This is a genomic window from Bacillus badius NBRC 15713, from assembly GCF_001591605.1.
Lineage (GTDB): Bacteria > Bacillota > Bacilli > Bacillales > Domibacillaceae > Pseudobacillus > Pseudobacillus badius.
This window is the reverse complement of record NZ_BCVF01000009.1, coordinates 22,616-38,937: the sequence shown is the minus strand read 5'-3', so window position 1 is coordinate 38,937 and position 16,322 is coordinate 22,616. Positions and strand designations below refer to the sequence as shown.

General features: G+C 45.0%; 16 protein-coding genes. 8 read left to right on the top strand and 8 right to left on the bottom strand.

What is annotated here, in order from left to right; translation table 11 throughout:
* The first annotated feature begins 13 nt into the window (after positions 1-13).
* Genes kdpA through kdpC form a run of 3 tightly spaced genes read left to right on the top strand, consistent with a single transcriptional unit; the run spans position 14 to position 4,447 of the window.
* Positions 14-1,708, top strand: a complete 1,695-nt coding sequence (gene kdpA, locus BBA02S_RS06680; protein ID WP_041114143.1) for a potassium-transporting ATPase subunit KdpA — start codon at positions 14-16, stop codon at positions 1,706-1,708.
* A gap of 15 nt (positions 1,709-1,723) precedes the next feature.
* Positions 1,724-3,790, top strand: a complete 2,067-nt coding sequence (gene kdpB, locus BBA02S_RS06675; protein ID WP_041114144.1) for a potassium-transporting ATPase subunit KdpB — start codon at positions 1,724-1,726, stop codon at positions 3,788-3,790.
* Positions 3,791-3,805: 15 nt separating this feature from the next.
* The gene (kdpC, locus tag BBA02S_RS06670; protein ID WP_041114180.1) at positions 3,806-4,447 is read left to right on the top strand and encodes a potassium-transporting ATPase subunit KdpC; all 642 of its coding nucleotides are present in this window, start codon (positions 3,806-3,808) and stop codon (positions 4,445-4,447) included.
* Positions 4,448-4,480: 33 nt separating this feature from the next.
* Here kdpC and BBA02S_RS06665 read toward each other — a convergent pair whose 3' ends face one another.
* Positions 4,481-5,152 (bottom strand): HAD family hydrolase, encoded by a 672-nt coding sequence (locus tag BBA02S_RS06665; protein WP_370670944.1) that lies wholly within the window; start codon positions 5,150-5,152, stop codon positions 4,481-4,483.
* Between the two features lie 118 nt (positions 5,153-5,270).
* On the opposite strand from BBA02S_RS06665, the gene BBA02S_RS06660 reads away from it, so the two are divergent.
* On the top strand, positions 5,271-6,398 hold the full coding sequence (locus BBA02S_RS06660; protein WP_041114146.1) for a serine hydrolase: 1,128 nt from the start codon (positions 5,271-5,273) through the stop codon (positions 6,396-6,398).
* Between the two features lie 102 nt (positions 6,399-6,500).
* Positions 6,501-6,755 carry a hypothetical protein gene (locus BBA02S_RS06655; RefSeq protein ID WP_041114147.1) on the top strand — a complete coding sequence of 85 codons (255 nt, stop codon included), beginning with the start codon at positions 6,501-6,503 and terminating at the stop codon, positions 6,753-6,755.
* Between the two features lie 119 nt (positions 6,756-6,874).
* On the opposite strand, the gene BBA02S_RS06650 is transcribed toward BBA02S_RS06655, so the two are convergent.
* Both BBA02S_RS06650 and BBA02S_RS06645 read right to left on the bottom strand, forming a co-directional pair.
* A complete protein-coding gene (locus tag BBA02S_RS06650; RefSeq protein ID WP_041114148.1) occupies positions 6,875-7,738 on the bottom strand; it encodes an AraC family transcriptional regulator in 864 nt (287 codons plus the stop codon).
* A 95-nt stretch (positions 7,739-7,833) separates the two neighbouring features.
* Positions 7,834-9,255: a YfcC family protein gene (locus BBA02S_RS06645; RefSeq protein WP_041098834.1), complete on the bottom strand. Its 1,422-nt coding sequence runs from the start codon at positions 9,253-9,255 to the stop codon at positions 7,834-7,836.
* Positions 9,256-9,587: 332 nt separating this feature from the next.
* Here BBA02S_RS06645 and BBA02S_RS06640 point away from each other — a divergent pair, with 332 nt between their 5' ends.
* Positions 9,588-10,238, top strand: a complete 651-nt coding sequence (locus BBA02S_RS06640; protein ID WP_041114149.1) for a YczE/YyaS/YitT family protein — start codon at positions 9,588-9,590, stop codon at positions 10,236-10,238.
* Positions 10,239-10,539: 301 nt separating this feature from the next.
* Here BBA02S_RS06640 and BBA02S_RS06635 read toward each other — a convergent pair whose 3' ends face one another.
* Positions 10,540-10,833, bottom strand: coding sequence for a hypothetical protein (locus BBA02S_RS06635; RefSeq protein ID WP_041098837.1), 294 nt, complete (start codon positions 10,831-10,833; stop codon positions 10,540-10,542).
* Positions 10,834-11,183: 350 nt separating this feature from the next.
* Between BBA02S_RS06635 and BBA02S_RS06630 the strand changes: the two genes are divergently transcribed.
* Complete coding sequence (locus BBA02S_RS06630) at positions 11,184-11,888, top strand: ABC transporter permease (protein ID WP_041114150.1); 705 nt, start codon at positions 11,184-11,186, stop codon at positions 11,886-11,888.
* A gap of 205 nt (positions 11,889-12,093) precedes the next feature.
* Here BBA02S_RS06630 and BBA02S_RS06625 read toward each other — a convergent pair whose 3' ends face one another.
* A complete protein-coding gene (locus BBA02S_RS06625) occupies positions 12,094-12,663 on the bottom strand; it encodes a GNAT family N-acetyltransferase (protein ID WP_041114151.1) in 570 nt (189 codons plus the stop codon).
* Positions 12,664-12,754: 91 nt separating this feature from the next.
* Between BBA02S_RS06625 and pdxR the strand changes: the two genes are divergently transcribed.
* Positions 12,755-14,110, top strand: coding sequence for a MocR-like pyridoxine biosynthesis transcription factor PdxR (pdxR, locus tag BBA02S_RS06620; protein WP_041114152.1), 1,356 nt, complete (start codon positions 12,755-12,757; stop codon positions 14,108-14,110).
* Positions 14,111-14,409: 299 nt separating this feature from the next.
* Here pdxR and BBA02S_RS06615 read toward each other — a convergent pair whose 3' ends face one another.
* The 3 genes from BBA02S_RS06615 to BBA02S_RS06605 are packed head-to-tail and all read right to left on the bottom strand — an operon-like array spanning position 14,410 to position 16,195.
* The gene (locus BBA02S_RS06615; RefSeq protein ID WP_041114153.1) at positions 14,410-14,838 is read right to left on the bottom strand and encodes a hypothetical protein; all 429 of its coding nucleotides are present in this window, start codon (positions 14,836-14,838) and stop codon (positions 14,410-14,412) included.
* Positions 14,839-14,877: 39 nt separating this feature from the next.
* Complete coding sequence (locus BBA02S_RS06610; protein ID WP_041098847.1) at positions 14,878-15,327, bottom strand: SRPBCC family protein; 450 nt, start codon at positions 15,325-15,327, stop codon at positions 14,878-14,880.
* Between the two features lie 43 nt (positions 15,328-15,370).
* Entirely contained in the window at positions 15,371-16,195 is an 825-nt protein-coding gene (locus tag BBA02S_RS06605) for a lipid II flippase Amj family protein (protein WP_306305168.1), read from the bottom strand.
* Positions 16,196-16,322 lie beyond the last annotated feature (127 nt).

Below are 16,322 nucleotides of genomic sequence, written 5' to 3'. Positions count from 1 at the left end.
GGAGGGACGCAGTATGTGGCAAATAGCCATTATTCTAGCAATCTATTTACCGCTTGTTATTCTTGCGGGACATTATCTCTTTCGGGTGACCATGCATCAAAAGACCTTTCTTGATCCGGTCTTAGATAAAGCGGATCGCCTCATTTATAAAATCAGCGGTATCAAACAAGAAAATATGACCGGGAAGCAATATGTGCTCGCGCTTATTCTTTCCAATGCATGTATGATCTTCGTTGGCTATGTTCTCTTGCGTATCCAGTCTGTCTTGTTTTTAAATCCGAATGGGATCGGCAATATGGAAGCAACCTTGTCGTTCAACACGATTATCTCTTTTATGACCAATACAAACCTGCAGCACTACAGCGGCGAATCAGGGCTCAGCTACTTATCTCAAATGCTCGTCATTACCTTTATGATGTTTACTTCCGCTGCGACAGGCTATGCCGCATGCATGGCGTTTTGCCGCCGCCTCGTGGCGAAGACAGATACGATTGGGAACTTTTTTGTAGACTTTGTGCGTGTCATCACTCGCGTCTTAATGCCCCTGTCTGTTGGCGTTGCCCTGCTGCTCGTTTCGCAAGGCTCGCCGCAAACGCTAAGCGGCAATCAAACAGTAGAAACAATAGAAGGAAAAATGCAGGATATTGCCTTAGGACCTGTTGCTTCACTTGAATCCATTAAACACGTGGGAACAAATGGCGGGGGATTTAACGGAGCCAATTCGACGACTCCTTTTGAAAACCCGACGGCCATTTCCAACATCATAGAAATCTTATCGATGATGCTGCTTCCGGGTGCCTGCGTGGTCGCCTTCAGCTTAATGGCTGCCCGCAGGAAAAAGAACACACTGTTCGGAAAGCAAGGACTCGCTATTTTCTCTGCTATGGCGGCTTTGTTTCTCATTGGCTTAACTGTCATTTACGCTGCTGAACAGGCAGGCAATCCCATCATTGACAGCTTGGGAATCAACCAGGAACTTGGCAGTATGGAAGGAAAGGAAATGCGCTTTGGCATTCCTCAATCTGTTCTGTTTACCGCCGTAACAACCGCTTTTACAACCGGCTCAGTCAATAATATGCACGATACCTTAACACCGGTCGGCGGACTTGTGGCCATGTTCAATATGATGCTGAATGTTGTATTTGGCGGCAAAGGTGTCGGGTTGATGAACATGATGATGTATGTATTGCTAACTATTTTCATCGCTTGTTTGATGATCGGCCGGACGCCTCAATTTTTAGGGAAAAAGATTGAAGAAAAAGAAATGAAGTTAATTGCTCTCTGCATCTTGATACATCCGGCGATTATCCTGTTATTCTCGGCACTGGCCGTCGCCACAGCAGCTGGAAGCGGAGGAATCACAAATCCGGGCGCCCACGGCTTATCACAGGTGTTGTATGAATATGCTTCCGCCTCGGCCAATAACGGCTCCGGATTTGAAGGATTAAGTGATAACTCCTACTTTTGGAATATCACAACAGGGCTCGCTATGTTCTTTGGACGCTATTTGCCCATTATTATTCAGCTGGCCGTTGCTTCACTGCTGGCTAAAAAGATGTGGCACAGTGATTCAACCGGCACGCTGAAAACAGATAATGCCATGTTTTCCTTCCTGCTCGCAGCCATTGTGCTTCTCATCGGAGCGCTAACATTTTTGCCGGCTTTGGCACTCGGGCCCATTACCGAGCATTTGCAAATACATAGATGATAAGGAGACGCAATGATGGAAACCACACCGAAAAAAAGTTTCATTACGATGGACATGATGAAAGGCTCTATCCTCGGGGCTGCCAAAAAACTCAATCCTTTATATATGATGAAAAACCCGGTCATGTTCGTTGTGGAAATCGGCTTTCTGCTCGTTCTGCTGCTGACAGTTTCTCCGACTATACTGGGGACTGAAGCCGGGCCGCATGACCGGCTTTATAACGCTATTGTCGCCGCTATCCTCTTTGTGACCATTTTATTTTCTAATTTTGCCGAGTCCATTGCGGAAGGGCGGGGAAAAGCGCAAGTCCAAACGCTAAAGAAAACAAAAACGGTCACACAGGCACGTGTTCTGCTCGCTGACGGATCAGAGGTGATGAAGGAAGCTCATGAACTGACAAAGGGAGAGATCGTTCTTGTTTATGCCGGCGAAGTGATTCCGAATGACGGCGAAGTAGTGGACGGCATTGCGACAGTCGACGAATCGGCCATCACCGGCGAATCGGCCCCTGTCGTGAAAGAACGCGGAGGTGATTTTTCTTCGGTCACAGGCGGAACGACCGTAACAAGCGATTGGCTGAAGATTAAAATCACGTCCTTGCCTGGTGAATCATTCTTAGACAAAATGATTTCATTAATTGAAGGCGCCAGCCGCAAAAAAACACCGAACGAAATTGCGCTGAACACCTTGCTAGTAAGCTTAACTATTGTCTTTGTACTGGTCGTCGTTACCCTGTACCCAATGACCGTTTTCTTAAAGGTGCATATTCCAATCGCTACCTTCATTGCACTGACGGTCTGCTTAATTCCGACAACGATCGGCGGTTTGTTGTCAGCAATCGGCATTGCAGGAATGGGCCGTGTCACACAATTTAATGTGATTGCTATGTCTGGCAGAGCAGTAGAGGCCTGCGGAGATGTCGATACTCTTATTTTGGATAAAACCGGGACGATCACCTATGGGAACCGCATGGCCTCTGAGTTTTTCCCTGTTCAGCATGTTCATCAAAAAGAGCTGATACGGGCAGCCTGGCTGAGCTCTTTGACAGATGACACGCCGGAAGGGAAATCGATCCTGTCCCTTGCACAGAAATTAAGCGTCGATGCTTCCGATAAAGAAACGATCATTCAGTCCAGCGAGCACATTCCTTTTACCGCTCAGACACGGATGAGCGGATTGACTATGCCGGATGGCACCACTGTTCGCAAAGGCGCTTACGATACGATCAAAAATGAGAGCCTGAAAGCAGGCTATCCACTCCCTGAGGACTTAGAAAAGCTCGTCCATCAAGTATCCTCGGCTGGAGGCACTCCTTTAGTAGTGGCCAAAAACAGCCGGATCTTAGGAGTTATTTATTTGAAGGACGTAGTAAAGTCAGGATTAAAAGAGCGGTTTGAGCAGCTTCGCGCCATGGGCATCAAAACAATTATGTGCACAGGTGATAACCCGCTGACAGCAGCGGCCATTGCTAAAGAGGCAGGAGTGGACGGCTTTATTGCAGAGAGCAAGCCAGAAGACAAGATTCAGGTCATCAAAGAAGAACAAGCACTTGGAAAAATTGTGGCCATGACGGGTGATGGCACAAATGATGCGCCTGCTCTTGCCCAAGCCAATGTCGGACTGGCAATGAACTCCGGAACAAACGCGGCGAAGGAAGCAGCGAATATGGTTGACTTAGACTCAAACCCAACAAAAATCATAGAGATCGTAGAAATAGGAAAGAAGCTGCTCATGACACGCGGGGCTTTAACCACCTTTAGCATCTCTAATGATGTCGCTAAGTACTTTGCTATTATTCCGGCCATGCTCATGGCTGCTATACCGGAAATGGATGTCTTAAATATCATGAATCTCGCTTCGCCAACGAGCGCGATCCTCGCTGCCTTGCTTTTTAATGCGGTGATTATTCCGCTGCTCATCCCAGTTGCCATAAAAGGGGTTAACTACGAGCCAATGAGCGCGTCTAAGCTGTTAAACAAAAACTTGCTTATTTACGGGCTTGGCGGCATGATCACGCCTTTTATCGGGATTAAGCTGATTGATATGATCCTGAGTCCCATTTTACCCATGATTGGTTTATAGGAGGAAAAGTGAATGATGAAAGAATGGTTCAGAAACGGCAAACAGGCGCTCGGAGTATCATGTATCATGTTTGTTTTATGCGGTCTGCTTTACCCTTTTGCAGTCACGGGCTTGGCTCAAGGGTTATTTCCTTACAAGGCAAATGGCAGCCTGATCAAAGTAGAGGAAAAAGCGGTTGGCTCGGAGAAAGTAGGGCAAGCTTTCACGGCTCCCTACTATTTCACCGGCCGTGTATCCGCCATCAATTATAATATGTATACACAACAGGATACCGTCGCGGATGCAAACGGAGAAGTCCGCTACAGCGGCGTCAGCTCCGGAACCTTTAACTATGCACCGTCTAATCCGGAATTGAAAAAAAGAATCGAAGCGGATATCGAGGCCTTTTTAACCGCCAATCCAACAGTCAAGCGTCAAGACATTCCGGCCGATTTACTGACCGCCTCCGGCTCCGGGCTAGATCCTCACATCAGCCTAAAAGCCGCCGACATTCAAATCCATCGTGTCGCCAAAGCAAGCGGCCTTTCTATTGAAGAGGTAAACAAAATTGTAAAGAACAATACAGAGCCGCGCACACTGGGTCTGTTTGGAGAAGACAAGGTAAATGTCTTAAAGGCTAATATTGACATACTTAAGAAAATGAAGGAACAAAATTAGCGAAAAGGAGCGGACTGTGCCCGCTCCTTTTCGTTATATGGACAGCGAGGAACAAGACCGCAAATAGCTTACTAATTCAGAAAGGTCTTCAATAATGAGATCGGCCTGCGCCAATTCTTGCTCTTGGGCAAAATCAAACCGGCAGCCGATGGATATAAAACCATTGTCCTTCGCCGCCTGAATATCAGATAACCGGTCGCCTACTACCATTCCTTCTGTGATTCCGTGATTTTGTTTGATCTTTCCCACTAATGCCGACTTATTTCCGCTGTTGATTTCTTGTATACTGTACGTGCGCTGGATCCAGCGGTCTAGGCCGTAATAACGGACGATAGCCGCTAAATACTCGGTCTGTCCATTGCTGGCAATATACAAGGCAAATTGTTGAGAAATTTGCTCAAATGTCTCCTTTACATGGGGATAAAGAGCCCCCTCCCCTGCTAAAATGCTTTCAATCAACCGTTCATGAAAAACGTCATTCGCTTGAGCCCTCACACTATCTGCATGGTGGGGCAATAAAGCTTGCCAAACCTCCGGCAAAGAGGCTCCCATCTTGTCACGGTATGTTTCAATGGGTGCTTTTCCTGTCCACAAGCCTTTGCTTCGCAGCTCACCAAAGGTTGCCTCTAACGAATGTTCAAGAATCTTATCGGTTTGAAATAGCGTGCCGTCCATATCAAAAATAATCGCTCGCGCCAAATACACCGCCCCCTATATTAGTTTATCAATAAATTATAACAAAAATTGAAAAAAATTACACGAAATGAAACCTTCCAGCTTTTCAAGCGTACGCACAGATAAGTGAAGATAAGGAAGTGTTAACTTGAAGGCTGTATTATGGATCTCCCTAGGTATCATCATGATTTTAGGCGGAATAGCTGCTGCCGGTGTGTGGATGTTTCATAGAGAAAGGAACGCGCTAGACCCCGCATACATTGTACAACTGACGAAAGAGAAATCAAAAACAAGAATGATTTCCTTATTCATCAGGCGCAATCAGGAAGAGTGGGCCGCTGTAAATGTTCATCAGCCGCTTCCTTTAGCCAGCACAGTGAAAATTATTGTAGCTATCGCCTATGCCCAGCAAGCGGCAAAGGGAAAGATTGATCCGCAGCAGCAAGTGCCGTTCGCGGAACTAGAGAGGTTTTATGTGCCGAAAACAGACGGCGGCGCCCATGAAGCATGGATGGCCCAATGGACAAAGGAAAACGAAAGGGACAGCGTTCCTTTATGTGAAGTAGCCAAAGGAATGATCGCCTACAGCTCCAATGCAAATACCGAATATTTAATGAACGCGCTCGGCCTGCCAGTAATTAACAAGGTTCTTGAAAGCTTAACGCTTTCCCGTCATGAGCCGCTTTATCCCATCGTCAGTGCTCTCTTCGTGCCTGCTCAATTGATGGCTGAGCAAGGCTTGTCCAAAGAAGAAGCATTGCACGCTATGAAAAAGATGGATATCACTGAATATCGCCAGCGGGCACTCCAAATCCACCAGAAATGGCTGGACCGCCCCCCAATCGAAAAGGAAAAAGAGCGAACAAGAAACCTCTTGGATAGGGAATTTCAAAAGGTTTGGTCCGACCGTCTTCCACGTTCAACGACGGCAGACTATGTATCCATCATGGAAAAATTAAACAAAAAAACATTTTTCGATCAGCAAGTCCATCGCTGCCTGGACCCTGTGATGGAACAATTAATGAAGAATCCAGATCATCAGAAATGGCTCTGTCATGCGGGGCAAAAAGGAGGATCTACCGCTTTTGTTTTGACGATGGCTATGTATGCAACCGATAAGCAAAACAATCAAACCGAGCTTGCTTTTTTTGCCGATGGCTTGACGCCGCTTGAACAAGCCAAGCTGTCTCGCAATATAAACGGCTTCCAGCTGAAACTCTTAACAGACCCTGCCTTTCGCACCTATGTCAAAAAAGAACTTGCCTGCAGCGGCTAAAAATTTTCAACCTATGGAAATACAAAGCCGCCGCTCATGAGACTTTTTACATTTCAGAATTACTATTGATTTCATGTTTAACAAAAAGAAGAAGGTGCTGACATGAAAAAAGTGATTTTGCTTCTGTTTTTATTAACGGAAGCTTTCTTCCTCTCCTCTTTCATCCTCGATCTTGGAGCTCCGTTTAGTCCTTATTGGATGATGCTTTTCCTGTCGGGAATGGCAACAGCCCTTATTTTCGGATTAACGCACAAGGGAAGGAATGAAGCATTATTAGCCATCGCTGTGTTCACTTTCAGTGCCGCCTCAATCGGAGGGTATATTTTCAGCCTTTACATCCGCCATTCGTTTGCCTAAACAAAAGCAGGAGTCCGGGCAACTAATCGATCATTTCCCTGCTGCTTATACGGAACTCTTCAGAGAAGAAAACATCAAACCATAAAACACCAGTGCGAAAGCCGCACTGGTGTTTTGTATTACTTAATCGGAATCCAAATCTCTGAATAGGAGTCAGGCTGATAAGGATCTTCATGCGGATAATATTCAAACTCGGGCGTTCCCGCATGCTTATAGGAATGAGATGGAAACCATTCCGAGAAAATCTGTTTCCAAGCGTTCTGCATGGCGGCTGGCATCGGACCATGCACTTCAAACACCGCCCATTTCGAAGCAGGGATATTCAGGATATCTAACCCTTCTGGCGCGTCTCCTTGAAACGGTGCGGCAATCCAATAATCAATCATCTGGCTGCAATCCGCCTCTTTCCCCGCCACACAAACACCGAGAATCCCTTCTATCTCCCCGTTCGTCACTGCGGCCAATCGATCATTTGTGCCGTCTGCATGCACATCCTCCCAAAATCGGGGAATGAGCTTGTTTTGCTCATTAATGGCGGTTGAATACGTCCGCTTCACACCAGCCACTTGAAAGCTTTCTTTTTCAATCAGTTTGTACTTCATCGGATCCACTCCCTTCAAAGTCACTTGAATCGTTAGGCGGTTGTATGATTTGAGGGATACGTTTCCTTTCCGGACATCGCTCGGTGCAATGCCATGCTGCTTGCGAAAAGCTTTCGCGAACGCTTCCGGTGTGTCGTAGCCATACTTTAATGCAATATCGATCACTTTAATCCCGCTGTCTTGCAATTCTTTAGCGGCCAGGGTTAAGCGCCTTTTTCGACTATATTCCCCAATAGACATATTTGTCAGGATCGAAAACGTTCGCTGAAAATGAAACACAGACGCATTCGCCTCTTTGGCAATTTGTTCAATGGACAGGTCGTCTGTTATATGATCCTCAATATATTCAATGGCCTTTTGTATCGACTCTATCCATCCCATCAAATCATCCTCCCGTACTTGTATCCTATCTAAACTTTTGGGAGCCATCCTGTCATTTTGTGCTTTCTTTGAACAGCCCGCCGGCTGCTTATAGTTTACTTCACGCCAATGATCACAGCGGCGATAAGCGCGATAGCCGCTATCAGCAGCCATCCGGCAATCAGCTTCCAAATAAATTTAACCCAGCGCTCATAAGGAATGCCGGCGACAGCCAAGTAGCCCATTAAGGCGGCAGATGTCGGAATAATCGAATTGGTAATGCCATCCCCATACTGAAACGCAAGGACAGCCACCTGGCGTTCGATGCCTAACAAATCGGCAAGCGGCGTCATAATCGGCATGGTTGTAGCTGCCTGGCCGCTTCCAGACGGGATGAAGAAATTAATCACCACTTGCACCACAAACATCCCCACAGCGTTCAATGCATCCGGAAGCGAACCGATGAGGGACGATAAAGATTGAATGATCGTATCAATAATCAGCCCATTTTCTAATACAACTAAAATAGCCCGGGCAAACCCGACAATGAGCGCGCCAAACGCCACAAGCTTCATGCCGTCCACAAAAGAATCAAACATCCGGTTCAGGCGAAGGCCGCCCGCTATCCCTGAAGCAAATCCAATAATAAGAAAAGAGGCGGTTAACTCAGGAATATACCATTTCAGCTTGAATACCCCATACATGTTAAAGGCAAGCCCTGAAACAAGAATGAGCAGCACAAGCCCATGACGCATCGTAAAATCTTGAAATTCTTCGCCTGCACGATGGCTCTTTCTCTCTTTTTCTTTTAATTCAATGTCATAAACTAGACTCTGCGCCGGATCTTTTTTCACCTTGGCCGCATAGCGCATCACATAAAAAATAGCCAAAGATAAAACGAATAAGTACACGCAAAAACGGAAGCCGATCCCGCTGAACATTTTGACTTCAGCAATGGATTGGGCTACGCCGACTGTAAAGGGATTCATCATTCCGCCGATAAAACCGCTCGCAGCTCCCAAGCTGATCATGGCTGTCCCCGTAATGGCATCGTAGCCCAATGCTCTGGCAATGGCGATGCCGATCGGAACGAAGATAATGCTTTCCTCTGCCATCCCCGTTGTAGCTCCGGCAAACGAAAATAAAATCATCGTGATCGGAATCAGCAATTTTTCATTGTTTTCTAATTTAACAACGGCTTTATGTATTCCTGCCTCAATGGTTCCGGTTTCCCGAAGAATTCCAAAGGCCCCTCCTACCAAAAAGATATAAAAGATAATCGTTGAACCTTTTGTCATCCCTTCAGGAATAGACTTGAAGATTTCAAAAAAGCTGACAGGATCACTGTCTACCTTTTCGTAGCTGCCCGGCACCACAACCGTTTGCTCGCCCTGTTCTACTCTTTCAAACTGTCCCGCCGGAATGAGGTAAGTAGCAATCGCTGCGAGAATAATAATGGTAAAAATAATGGCATAGGTATGCGGTATTCTCTTTTTCCTTTCCTCATTGACCTGTAAAGTGGTTGCTCGTTGTTCCATTCATGTTCCTCCCCTGAAAATAAGGTGTCGCTAATAAGACGCTAAGTCGACTTCGTTCATAATATACTGAAAATTCTTCAAATGTCAATGTATGTTTATAAAGGAATATTCTTCATGTCATTTTAGGCAAATAAGCAGCCAACCAATCCAGGGGCTGTTGCGTCTCCCCTGATCTCTAAAGCAAAAAAGCACTGAACGGGCCGGACCGCGTTCACAATGCAAATGGGCCTTCTTAAAAAACTTCTTAAACTAATGAATGGTCTATGCTAAAGTGGATGGGGACGTTATTTCAGAATACTAACTAAGCAGTTTGATAGGAATGGAGGGTGCGTATGCGCCGGGAATATCGCTTGCGGTGGACTTTTTTTATTTTGGGTTTGATTGTACTGGCTTTTGGCATCTCTTTAACAATTAAAGGAAAAGTGCTGGGCATCGGGCCTTGGGACGTGTTTCATTACGGATTATACAAGCAGCTGGGATTAACGATCGGCACTTGGTCCATCCTTGCCGGCGTCATCATTATTCTCTCGACATGGATAGGGACAAAGACGCCGCCGAAAATTGGGGCTATTGTGAATATGCTTTTGCTCGGTCTCTTTATTGATCTCTTCAATGCGCTGCTGCCGGCGCCAGAAACATTTTTAGTGCAGCTAGTATTTTTCATGGCTGGCGTTTTTATATTAGGCTTCGGCATCAGTTTATATGTGTCTGCTGATCTCGGAGCGGGACCGCGGGACAGTTTAATGCTACTGATCGTTGAGAAAACCGGCTGGAGCATTGCCTATGTGCGAAATGGCATGGAGATCACCGTCTTTATTTTAGGCTGGCTGCTGGGGGGACCAGTCGGCATTGGCACGATTATTATCGCTTTTTTCTTGGGAAAAATCATTCAAGCTACTTTGCCGGCGTGTCAGGCATGGCTGAACGGGCTGATCAAAAAAGACCCTAGCCTATTTGCAGCCAAAAAAGATCTCCTTTCATGAAAAAAGGATCTCTCAGCTGGTCAATAAGAGGGGTTCGGACAACCTGATCCGAACCCCTTTCTCAGTTTTGTTTAATTGAAAAGAATAACCTGCCTCTTCAGGCTCATCATAATCCAGGGAATTCCCGCCCCCTGTCAAAGCAAGCATACCTGCATCAATTTTAAAACAAGAACCAGCGGGCGACTGACACGCTGTTGCTAGAAATCAACTGTTCCCATGCACAGGCTGTACTTCAATCGCCAATCGCTTTTTTATATACATAGCGAAAACCGCCCCTAAGCCCTGCGGGAAAACAAGTTAATTAGAAATCTTTGGGCAGCATTTCCCCACCGGCAATCCATAAATCCCTGTTTTTAGCATAAGGTATCATTAATTGCGCTACTTTTTTATAATCTTTTTTAATATCAAATTCGCCTATTGTGCCTGAATTGCCGCTTCCATGATCTAATGAACCAATGATATATAACTTATTATTTCTCACAAAAGCCTCTACATAGGGAAATTTTAAGTTTTTTTGATGTTTGATTTGTAAGTCCTTATTCCATTCTAAAATATTTAATCCTGAATCTTCGCTTTTACCAGAAGAAAGAATCAAAATTAGCTGGATCTACTACAGTTACCTTCATTAACATCAATTAAACTGCATTTTTGGAAAAAATAGTACATTGTTACAAAAGAAGTCTGTCCAGTCTTTTTTGTTCGAAGGACCTACAGAAGAGAAAATGAGCCAAAGGCTCATGATCATTAGGAGCCTCTTCATTCACTGACTAGTGCAGCAGTCAGCTGGCAAATGGTTTCGCTTAAGAAATTTTTAAGGTTTGTGTAAGAAAAAGGAGAGGTTTGTTCCGTATAATCAATACATACAGTGGACAGGGAGACAGAACGGGCTTCCGCTCTGAACGTACTGTCCACTTACCCCAAATTTGTTAAATGGAGTGAGAATCCGTGTTGAAATTAATGAAGTTAGAGTGGAAAAAGCACCAACTGTCGAGGTATTTTAAGGGATTGTTCTTTTGTATTGCAGGAATTTTTGCAGCTGTTGGCTTAATGGCATGGGGGGCGAAAGCAGAAAATGAGGAAATGTTTTCAAATTATGACGACCTTATGTTGTTAACGAATATTTTAATTCGAGTCACCTTCATTATCTTTTCTGCTGTTCTGTTATCACGCTTAGTGATCGATGAATACAGAAGCAAGACGATGCAGCTGCTGTTTAGCTATCCAATTGAGCGCAAGAAAATCATGAAAGCCAAATTAGCGGTGGTCTTTATATTTTGTTTCTTCAGCATCTTATTGGCCACATTGGTCCTCAGCTTATTGATTTTCTTCTTGAACCCAATGATTCATTTTTTTGATGCGCCTGTCCATGCCAGCGACATGATCGCTACAGCTCCATCTGTTCTAATCAGCGCCTTTATGGTTGCAGGAATCAGCTTTATTCCTTTGTTTTTCGGCATGAGAAAGAAATCGACTTCTGCGAATATCACTTCCGCTGTTTTAATTGGACTTGTGATCAACTCCACGGTTTCTGACGGAAACAGCCAAGTTAGTTTGTTTCAGTTCATCGGCGTACCGGTCGCCCTTTGTTTATTCGGGCTGTTCATCGGCTATCTCTCCTATTATAAAGTCGATAGAATCGACGCAGCCTAGTGATAGTTAAAATTTTTTAAGCGTACAGCTCTTATCTAATTGGACGATCGGACAGCGGCCTGACGAACTAATAGCCCGTGTCATTAATAGATAAAAGCGGCACATCTATCTACTATTTAAGGACAGGTGTGCCGCTTTTATTTAGGCTGTTTTCATGTACATCATCTATTCAGCAAGCGCCGCCTTTTCAGAAACAAGCTTTTATTTATAACAACTGCTCCAGAAACAGCCGCTTGATTTTCGGCCAATCTTCTCGTGTGATACTGTATACAACTGTGTGGCGGATGCTGCCATTCCGCTGAATCATATGGTTGCGCAAAACCCCTTCCTTTACACCGCCGATGCGTTCAATCGCTCGCTGGGAACGTTCATTTAAATGCCCCGTTTTAATTTGGACGCGGTGATAACCCCGTTCTTCAAAGCAGTATTGTAACAGCAGCCACTTACAGTGTGTGTTAACAGGTGTGCGCCAATAATCTGGGTTCAGCCATGTTGAGCCGATCTCTACCCGTTTATGAGCCGGTTGAAGATCTAAAAACCAGGTGCAGCCAATGATTTGCTTTGTTTCATGATGAAAAACAACAAAGGCAAAATCCGTGCCCTGCTCACGTTTTTTTAGGGCATCCTTCACATACTGGCGGCAGGCTTCTTTAGATGTTAAGTCAACGGACATATGCTTCCAGATATTCGCGTGTTGAGCAGCGGCATGAATTCCGTCTATATGTTCCCATTCCAGCGGCATAAGTGAAACGATGGTATGTTCTAATTTCTTCATTTGTCTCCCTCCTTGTGACTATTTAAGACGATTTCTGATACTATGAATAGTATCAGAAATGCCCAAATTTATAATACCAAGGAGTATAAACATGGAATTAGAAGTACGCTTTTCTGCTGGAAAGCCCAAGTTCATTCAAATTTATGAAAGCATCCGGCAGGAGATTCTCATAGGCACTCTTCAAACAGATACACAGCTGCCTGCGAAAAGAACATTAGCTGCTCAATTAAATGTAAGTGTCATCACTGTTCAGCAAGCATACGATCAATTGGCCAGTGAAGGATATATTTACTCAATAGAGAGACAAGGTTATTTTGTGGCTGCTCTTTTAGAGGAATGGCATGAAAAGGAATCCCTCACCGGAGAGCTGCCGGCCAAGCAACAAGCATTTATACCTGCCTATAACTTTAAAAATGGACAAGTAGATGCTCAAAGCTTTCCCTATAAGCAGTGGCTGCCCATTTATCGCGAAACACTAAAGTGTCTCTCCCCTCAAAATGCTCCATGGCAAGGGGAGGCGTCTCTGCGCCGTGCCATTGCTCAATATTTGGCGACGGCCAGAGGATTAAGCTGCAGTGAACAGCAAATATTTATCTTTAGCGGCTTTCAACAACAGTTCATGAATTGTATATTGTTTTTCAAGAACGGAACAATGGGGATGGAAGAGCCGGGCTTTATCAGGGCGAAGTCCATCCTTCAGCAGCTTGAACGCCCCTACCAGCTTATACCCATAGATGAAAACGGGTGCCAAGTGCCGGAATGTCCTTTAAGCTGTCTTTATACCACCCCGGCACATCAGTTCCTAAATGGACAAATAATGCCCATTCAAAGAAGGATCGAGCTGCTGAACTGGGCTAAACAGAATCAAGGCGTGATCATAGAAGACGATTATGATTCAGAATTCCGCTATACCGGTCATCCCATTCCAACATTGGCCAATCTTGACCGCCTTCAGCATGTGATTTATTTTGGCACATTCTCTAAAACGCTAATCCCTTCTTTAAGGATCAGCTACATCGTATTGCCCGTTCACTTTGTTCAGCCCTTTGAGGAATTTAATAAGCACTCGAAATCGACGGTTTCTAAAGTAGATCAACAAACGTTAGCGGAATTTATGAGGAAAGATTTATATAGTAAGCATGTCGCCAAAATGCGGGTGCTTTACCGCAAGAAACGAGCCCGCCTGTTGGAGAGCATAAAAAGCTATTTAGGGCCGGACTTTCAAGTGAAAGGAGAAGAGGCCGGATTACATGTTGTGCTGGAGCTGCCAAATGGTCTGACAGAAGATGCTGTCATAGCCAAAGCGGAGCAACACGGCATCCTGCTGGATCGGGTTTCTGTTTTGTATGAACGCCAAAAACCAGCCCATCAGATTATGCTCGGATATGGAGAACCCAGCTTGGATGAGATTGAGCAAGGGATCAAGAAATTGGCTGAGATTTTATAAGTTCCATCCGTTTGCGATTTCCTTGGCCGGCAGGTTGAAAAATAAGTAAGGGCGGCAACCAAAAAGGATAGTGAGGAACCATGCGTTCCTTACTATCCTTGCTCTTTTATCATTTATTCAGCCTGTTTATTTTCGCTTGTGTGATGTTCACCCACTAGTCACCAGAAAAATCTTCACTTTCTCTTCAAGGTGTGCAGCCCGCAGCCTTCCTTTATTCCAGCCGCTGTTGTCCACTTTTTCAAATCTTGCTTTTCTCCTACCCATGTTTCATAAAAATGATCCTCTTCATCTCTGTTTGTTCAATCAGGCGCGGCTTGTTTCTCCAACACGATCACTTCTTGCTGTTCTTTGCCCTGTTCCACCCAGCTAATAGTGACTGTTAATTGATCTGCTGCTGAGGCCCCGATTTGCTTAATGCCCTCCGCAGAAAGAGATTCCTCTCCTTGTTCGTCTAAAACGATGTCCCCTGCACTAAAAGCCCCTTCCTCTGCTTCCGCCTCATACATTAACTCTTTTACTTCTTTAGGGTGGCTGCCTTTAAACTTTACATGCATGTAGGAGTCCTTCCCTTTTTCCGGGGACTCTGTTGTCTGGCCGGTATATATCTCTGTCTGCCAGTTGTCCCCTTCTCCTTTAAATAAGAAGCCTTCCCTTTGATCGGCATTGCATCCGGCAAGCACCCACATAAACAATAGAAGCCACCAACTATGAAACATCCGTTTTCTCATCCTGCAGCCCCCTCTACTCTTTATCCTCTTCACCAGCCTTTAAGCTTCCGCTATCTTTTTTAACTCGATGGCCTTCGAAGCAATAAACTGTCTCATATAATTTTCTAAAAACCATTTATCGGCGATTACACCAAGCAGACCGAACGGTGCACGGTAGTCAAACCGGTCGATCATCACTGTGCCTCCGGTCTCTTCTCTAAACTCATGAACATGCGTGAACGAACGAAACGCCCCTTTCACCATAATGTCAACAAACCGATAAGGCTTTTGCATCTCTGTTATTTGGGCTGTCAGCCTTTGCCTAATGCCGAAATGCACCGCCTCCCATGTTACCGTGTCGCCCGCTTCCAGCAGCCCTTCCGTTACTCCTCCAACCGCTCGTTCCTTTGTTTTTGATACTGTTTGAGTATGAATATCTACATTTCTTGCCAAGTCAAAGCAGACCTCGATTGGGGCCTTAATCCATAATTGATGTTCAATTACCGGCATAAAAGCAAGCTCCTTTTCCGGAAATCAGCAGTCTTCTCCGCTTTCAAAGCCATTCAGAAAACCAGGCTACATAATACGCACACGGGATAAAAATAAGCTGTGCGACCACTGTTCCTACAAATTTAGATCCTATCATTGCCACGGAGTAGCTTTTCAGATTGGCATAACGCTGTTCTTTTCTAACGACGCGGTCTGCCAATACAGATGCTTTCGGATCGATAAACAAAGTCAGCAAAATTGTCGCCATGCCATTAATGATCCCGGAAGACATAATAGCGGCCGCAGCATTTTCCGGCGTCAGCAAAGAGGCATAAAGAGAAGATAAAACACCTACTGTATACACCGCCGTAATGGCGATGTTGATACAAAACATCCTTTTCGGAAAATTGCGCAGCGTAATGCCCTCCAAATAAGACAGCCGCGGCAGACGCAGATAGCGGATAGCCTTTTTCAATCCTCTTATATTGCACCACTTTCTTGCCAAGCTGACCATTGACCCTTTTTCATTCACCAGCTGAATAATCGCCCGGGAAAAAATAGCGATGAAAGTAGGAAACAAAAAGATGCCAATCAATACGCCTAACGATGTCACACCAATCAATACACGATACTGACTCTCAATGAATTCCAGCTTGTGAGCAGCTGGGGCGGCTGAGAGCAGCTTTCCTGTCAGCGCCTGCTGAAACATCGTAGAAAATCTGGACACGATAATCATCGTGCTGAACAGGGACAGAGCTGAAGCAATCAGTCCGATTCTCGCCCCGGATAACCGAGTGGAGTAAGCTAACGTTTCAATGGCTGTAACAATGACTAAAAACAATGAAATTATAACTAGCTTTCCTGTAAGAATGGCCATCGTTTTATTCACTCTTCCTTCTAACGAAATAAAAATTATTTATCTATCTTCTTTCATTATTGGGTAATTATAACAAATATTGAGAATTATAACATTGTATCCCTTCATATTTTTCCTTTCATCCCGCTTTTAGGAAGGG